The sequence below is a fragment of the Pseudomonas sp. genome (genome assembly GCF_050739655.1).
Lineage (GTDB): Bacteria > Pseudomonadota > Gammaproteobacteria > Pseudomonadales > Pseudomonadaceae > Aquipseudomonas.
In genome coordinates this window covers 1-6,139 of sequence record NZ_JBOIBY010000732.1, presented here as the reverse complement: position 1 = coordinate 6,139, position 6,139 = coordinate 1, and the positions used below count along the sequence as shown (strand labels likewise).

Sequence of the window (6,139 nt, the reverse complement as noted above, 5' to 3'; positions counted from 1 at the left end):
CCCACAGGTATCGCGGTGAACACAATAGGTGTGTACGACGCAAAACACGGTGGGCGCGGGCTTGCCCGCGATGATGTCGATTGAGTTTTGGATCAGCGCGCAGTCAGCTCTATAACGCAGCACGCGCCATTGCTGAAAACTTCAAGCAAACCGCTGTTAGCGTCGAGCTGCAGGCAATCATGCCGACCAAGCTGCGAAGCGTTGTTACCAACCTTCACCTCCAGCGCATCACTCACGCTGAACACCAACACAGCCCTCGCCTCGCTGAAAAACCGCTGCTTGCCATCCAGCCACTGCAACCGCGCACTGTAGCGCTGCGGTGCGTAGATCAGGTTGAAATCGCGAATCGGGCCGCCGAGCAACGTGCAGGCAACTTTGCTCTCGCCACTGAAGGCAAATGGGTCCAGCGGTAACAGTGGCCGAGTGTCGCTGCCGTCGACAGACAATGTCATGCCGTCGCCCTGCAACACCGTAATGATCCGTTCGTAACCGGCGAAGGTGGAAAACCCGCCCGACTCGCCAATGTCGGCAATCGACAGGCGCCAGCCGAAGCCGTCCAGGCCGGTACCGGCATCGCGGGTGATTTCTTCGGTGCTACCGCCGCCGTTTTTCCACGGCATGCGCGGGTAGTCTTTGGCGCGTAGAACTTTCAACTCATTCATTTCTGTTCCCTATTTGTGAAAGCGGCCTTCCAAACGATGACGGGAACCCGGGTGAATCAAGCGCGCCGCCGTCACAGGTTGACGACCCGACCACGTACGCCGGCGGATCAACAGGCACGGCTCGCCCTTTTCAATCTGCAGCAACTTGCATTCGGACGACTCGGCCAGAATCGCCTCGACCACGTGCTCGCCTTCGGTCAGCGGCGCGACCTGGTTGAGGTAGGCGTAAGGCGTTTGCAGGGTGAAGTCCTGCTTGAGGTATTCCGGCGCGACAAGTGCGTTGACGAAACGGTCTTCGATTTGCACCGGAATATCGTTTTCGAAATGCACGATCAGCGAATGAAACACCTTCTGCCCTTCGCGCATGTCCAGCGCCAGCGCGCGCTCGGAACCGGCGGCTTCCTCCTCAAGGGTGATGACCTTGCAGGTATGGCGATGGCCACGGGAGGCGATTTCGTCAGCGATGTTGTGCACTTCGAACAGGGCGGACTGGCTTTTCGGCTCGGCGACGAACGTGCCGACGCCTTGCATGCGCACCAGCAGGCCATCGGCAGTCATCTCGCGCAAAGCGCGGTTGATGGTCATGCGGCTGAAGCCCAACTGGCTGACCAACTCACTTTCCGACGGAACGCGGTAGTGCGGCGGCCAGGCACCGCTGTCGATTTGCTGGGTGATCATTTGTTTTACGCGGGCGTACAGGGGCGCCGGACTGTCGCCCATGTTCGCGGCCAACGGAGAGACTGGAGGCGGAGTCGGCACGATGGATCCTTGGTCGTTTGATTGAGATTGCTAGCTTGCCGGAGTTTACCGGGCAGGCAAACGTCTGTATATGTATATACAAATAACACACGATGGGGTGCTTAACCATGTCCGCCTTCTTTGCCGAACGCGCGCTGCTGCCTAGTGGATGGGCCAACAATGTACGTCTTGAGGTCAACGCCGAGGGCGTTTTGACCCAAATCCAGGCCGATTCCCATGCAGATGGCGCCGAACGGCTAAGCGGCCCGCTGCTGCCGGGCATGCCGAATCTGCACTCTCACGCCTTCCAGCGGGCGATGGCTGGCCTTGCGGAAGTGGCCGGTAATCCGAATGACAGTTTCTGGACCTGGCGCGATTTGATGTATCGCCTCGTCGGAAAAATCAGCCCGGAGCAACTGGGCGTCATCGCCCGTCAGCTGTACATCGAAATGCTCAAGGCCGGTTACACGTCCGTCGCCGAATTTCACTACGTGCATCATGACACTAGCGGTCAGCCTTACGCCGACCCTGCCGAACTGGCGCTGCGCATCAGCCAGGCCGCCACCGACGCCGGTATCGGCCTGACCCTGCTGCCAGTGCTCTACAGCCACGCAGGTTTCGGCGGCCAGACACCGAACGACGGCCAGCGCCGCTTTATCAACAGCACTGAAAACTACCTGAAGCTGCAATCACGCCTGCAACCTCTGCTGGCTCAGCAGAAGGCGCAATCGCTGGGCCTGTGCTTCCACTCGTTGCGCGCAGTAACGCCGCAGCAGATCAGCGAAGTGCTGGCGGCCAGCGACAAGCAATGCCCGGTGCACATTCATATCGCCGAGCAGCAGAAAGAAGTCGACGACTGCCTGACCTGGAGCGGTCGCCGTCCGCTGCAATGGCTGTACGAAAACGTCGAAGTCGATCAGCGCTGGTGCCTGGTCCATGCCACCCACGCCAACCCCGAAGAAGTCACGCTGATGGCCAAGAGTCGCGCCATCGCCGGCCTGTGCCTGACCACCGAGGCCAACCTCGGCGACGGCATTTTCCCGGCGGTGGATTTCCTCGCCCAGGGCGGACGCATGGGCATCGGCTCCGACAGCCATGTGTCCTTGAGCGTGGTGGAAGAATTGCGCTGGCTGGAATACGGCCAGCGTCTGCGCGATCAGCGGCGCAACCGCTTGTATGGCGCGGATCAGCCGATGGTCGGCCGCACACTGTTCGATGCCGCGCTCGATGGCGGCGCCCAGGCGCTGGGTCAGCCGATTGGTGCATTGGAAGTTGGCAAGCGCGCTGATTGGCTGGTGCTGGACGGCAATGATCCGTACTTGGCGACGGCCAGTGGTGACGGAATTCTGAACCGATGGCTGTTTGCCGGTGGCGACCGTCAGGTGCGCGATGTGCTGGTCAACGGCCAGTGGGTCGTGCGTGATGGACGTCATGCTGCTGAAGAAGAGAGCAGCCGTGCGTTTACGCAAGTCTTGCGTGAACTTCTGGGCTGATCAACCGTACAAGATCGTTCCCACGCTCTGCGTGGGAACGCCTCCTGTGACGCTCCGCGTCACGCTTTTGGGACGCAGAGCGTCCCGGGCTGCATTCCCACGCGGAGCGTGGGAACGATCAACCCGTCAGTTCGAGGTCTTCGCCATCTGCGTATCCGACGCCCGCCAGATCAGTCGCGTGGTGTCATAGCCCTGCTGACGCGCCTTGCTCAGCAATTCTTCACGCACCACACCGTTGACGGTTGGCGTGCGCGACAGCAGCCACAGATAACGACGGCTCGGGTCGCCGACAATGGCGGTCTTGTAGTCGTCGCTGACGTACAACACCCAGTATTCGCCCTTCGCCACACCCGGAATCAACCGGGAAAACCAGGTATCGAACTCGACCCACAACTTGTCGCTCTTGCCCGGCACCTGTGGATAAGCCTTGCCCTTGACCTCTTCCCACTCCCACTGCGGCGTCAGGCAGCGATTCAATACCGCCACATCGCCGTCAGGCTTGAGCGTGTAGTGAGCCTCGGATTGCGCGCAGTTACGCTGGAAGTACATCGGCAGGCGGGCCAACTCGTACCACGTGCCCTGGTAGCGCTTGAGGTTGACGCTGTTGGCGGTCTTGGGCGCCAACGTATCCTGGCCAGAAGTGGCACAGCCGGCCAATACCAGGCCGGCAAAAATCATGATCAATAACCGCTTCATTGTTTTTCTCCCGAGGGCACATCGCCCCGGTTTACTTCAGGCCTTGGCCGGAAAACATCAACACTTTGTCACCGGCGAATTGCACGCTGATAAAGCTGTTCTTGTCACCCCAGGTGCAACTGGACATGCCGAGCGCGCCGGAACAATCGGCAGGTTTGCCCAACAGGGTTTCGACCTCCGCCTTGGCCATACCGGACGAGAGCTTGGAGTAGTTTTCCTGATTGACCTTGCTGCACGCAGCCAACAACACGCAGAACGACAGCAGGGCAATGGATCGCAGCGACATGTGAACTCCAGGGATGATGGGGATTGGCATGACTGCCAAGCAAACCTTAGAAGTGAAAACCCCTGTCTGGTTCCCTGACCGACTGGCTATTTGTTGGGCCGCTCGTCTACCTATTACCAAAGAATCAGCCACTTTCCCTGGCGACCGTGTATTTCGTCGGTTTTCGCACAATCCGCCTAATCTTTGGCGCCATCCAGTCGACATACATGCAATGCAATGCCACGTCCGTGGCACTTGCCTCTTCTTTGTCGACCAGATCCTCTGCGGTAGCTCATCCAAATGACCAGAAACATGAAGTTCAGCCACAAGATATTGTTGGCTGCCGCCCTCGTGGTGGCCGTTGCATTCGCTTGTTTCATCCTGTTCAACGACTATCGCCAGCGGCAGACGTTGCGCAGCAACACTGAAGCTTCTATGCAGGAACTCGGCAGCCTGACCACCAGCAACATCCAGACGTGGCTGGAAAGCCGCATGCAATTGCTGCAATCGATGGCCCAGCAGGTCAGCGCCGATGGTAATGCCACGGCCAGCCTGAAACGCATCATCGACCTGCCCGCTTACACCGGTAATTTCCAGCTGAGTTACTTCGGCGGCGCCGATGGCGTGATGTTTTCGGTCCCGGCGGGCAACCGCGCGGCAGACTACGACCCGCGCGCCCGTGGCTGGTACAAGGCCGCCAACGGCGCGCAACAAACCATCGTGACCGAACCCTACATCGCCGCCTCCTCCGGCAAACTGGTGATCACCGTGGCCACCCCGGTGCAGCGTCAGGGCCAGATGATTGGCGTGGCGGGCGCCGACATTGACCTGTCCAGCGTCAGTGCGATCATCAACTCGCTGAACTTTGGCGGTCACGGTCGCGCGTTCATCGTCGGCGCCGACGGCAAGATCCTGATCCACCCGGACACTAAGCTGGTGCTCAAGAACCTTTCCGAGGCCTACCCCAACGGTGCGCCAAAAGTCAGCCCGGGCATGAAAGAAGTCGAGATCGACGGCAAGCGCCAGTTCATCTCGTTCACCCACGTCAACGGGGTGCCATCGGCGGATTGGTATGTGGCACTGGTACTCGACCAGGACACCGCGTTCTCGATGCTCAGCGAATTCCGAACGTCGGCGATCGTTGCCATGGTAATTGCGGTGGTGATCATCATTGCGTTGCTGGGCATGCTAATCAATTTCCTGATGCAGCCATTGCTGGCCATGGGCCGCGCCATGCATGACATCGCCGAAGGCGAAGGTGACCTGACCAAACGCCTGACCATTCACGGACAGGACGAATTCGGCGCGCTGGGCATGTCCTTCAACCGCTTCGTCGAACGTATCCATACCTCGATCACCGAAGTGTCCTCGGCCACCGGCCAGGTCAACGAAGTGGCGCTGCGCGTGGTGGCGGCTTCCAACTCGTCGATGCTCAACTCCGACCAGCAGGCATCGCGTACCAGCAGTGTCGCTGCGGCAATCAATCAACTCGGCGCCGCCGCCCAGGAAATCGCCCAGAACGCCGCCCTCGCCTCCCAGCATTCGAGCGATGCCCGCTCCTTGGCCGAGGAAGGCCAGCAGGTGGTGGACAAGACCATTACAGCGATGCATCAGCTGTCGGCGAAAATCAGCGATTCGTGCGGCAACATCGAGACGCTCAACAGCAACACGGTCAACATCGGGCAGATTCTGGAAGTGATCACCAGCATCTCCCAGCAGACCAACCTGCTGGCGCTCAACGCGGCCATTGAAGCGGCGCGAGCCGGTGAAGCCGGGCGTGGTTTCGCGGTGGTTGCCGACGAAGTGCGCAACCTGGCTCACCGCACGCAGGATTCGGCGCAGCAAGTGCAGACGATGATCGAAGAGCTGCAAGTCGGCGCCCGCGCGGCCGTGGGCATCATGACCGACAGCCAGCGTCAGAGTGAAAGCAGCGTCGGCATCGCCAACCAGGCTGGCGAACGCCTGGGCAGCGTGACCCAGCGCATCGGCGAGATCGATGGCATGAACCAATCAGTCGCCACCGCCACTGAAGAACAGACTGCCGTGGTGGAATCGATCAACGTCGACATCACCGAGATCAATACCCTGAATCAGGAAGGTGTAGAGAACTTGCAGGCGACGTTGCGCGCCTGCTCGGACCTTGAGCAGCAGGCTGCGCGGTTGAAGCAGTTGGTGGGTAGCTTCAGGATCTAAGGCGCTCACACCGCCGCCTTCGCGGGCAAGCCCGCTCCCACAGGGTTTTGCGTCGTACACAAATATTGTGTTCACCGCGATACCTGTGGGAG

The 6,139-nt window shown here is 60.0% G+C and carries 6 protein-coding genes and 1 pseudogene; 3 read left to right on the top strand and 4 right to left on the bottom strand.

Translation table 11 applies throughout. The annotated features are described in order from the left end of the window. Positions 1–92: 92 nt before the first annotated feature. Together ACRESJ_RS34450 and hutC are read right to left on the bottom strand one after the other, a co-directional pair. Positions 93–662, bottom strand: coding sequence for a HutD/Ves family protein (locus tag ACRESJ_RS34450; protein ID WP_431761873.1), 570 nt, complete (start codon positions 660–662; stop codon positions 93–95). Positions 663–671: 9 nt separating this feature from the next. Then, the gene (gene hutC / locus ACRESJ_RS34445) at positions 672–1,382 is read right to left on the bottom strand and encodes a histidine utilization repressor (RefSeq protein ID WP_431761875.1); all 711 of its coding nucleotides are present in this window, start codon (positions 1,380–1,382) and stop codon (positions 672–674) included. Between the two features lie 146 nt (positions 1,383–1,528). Between hutC and ACRESJ_RS34440 the strand changes: the two genes are divergently transcribed. After that, positions 1,529–2,893, top strand: coding sequence for a formimidoylglutamate deiminase (locus ACRESJ_RS34440; RefSeq protein ID WP_431761872.1), 1,365 nt, complete (start codon positions 1,529–1,531; stop codon positions 2,891–2,893). 126 nt (positions 2,894–3,019) lie between these two features. Here ACRESJ_RS34440 and ACRESJ_RS34435 read toward each other — a convergent pair whose 3' ends face one another. Together ACRESJ_RS34435 and ACRESJ_RS34430 are read right to left on the bottom strand one after the other, a co-directional pair. Further along, on the bottom strand, positions 3,020–3,589 hold the full coding sequence (locus ACRESJ_RS34435) for a lipocalin family protein (RefSeq protein ID WP_431761871.1): 570 nt from the start codon (positions 3,587–3,589) through the stop codon (positions 3,020–3,022). A gap of 31 nt (positions 3,590–3,620) precedes the next feature. Continuing rightward, entirely contained in the window at positions 3,621–3,875 is a 255-nt protein-coding gene (locus ACRESJ_RS34430; RefSeq protein WP_431761870.1) for a hypothetical protein, read from the bottom strand. 279 nt (positions 3,876–4,154) lie between these two features. On the opposite strand from ACRESJ_RS34430, the pseudogene ACRESJ_RS34425 reads away from it, so the two are divergent. Both ACRESJ_RS34425 and ACRESJ_RS34420 read left to right on the top strand, forming a co-directional pair. Continuing rightward, a pseudogene (locus ACRESJ_RS34425) lies at positions 4,155–5,189 on the top strand (HAMP domain-containing protein); the annotation flags it as partial. After that, positions 5,169–6,047, top strand: coding sequence for a methyl-accepting chemotaxis protein (locus ACRESJ_RS34420; RefSeq protein ID WP_431761874.1), 879 nt, complete (start codon positions 5,169–5,171; stop codon positions 6,045–6,047). The pseudogene ACRESJ_RS34425 and the gene ACRESJ_RS34420, both read left to right, overlap by 21 nt. The last annotated feature ends 92 nt before the right edge of the window (positions 6,048–6,139 follow it).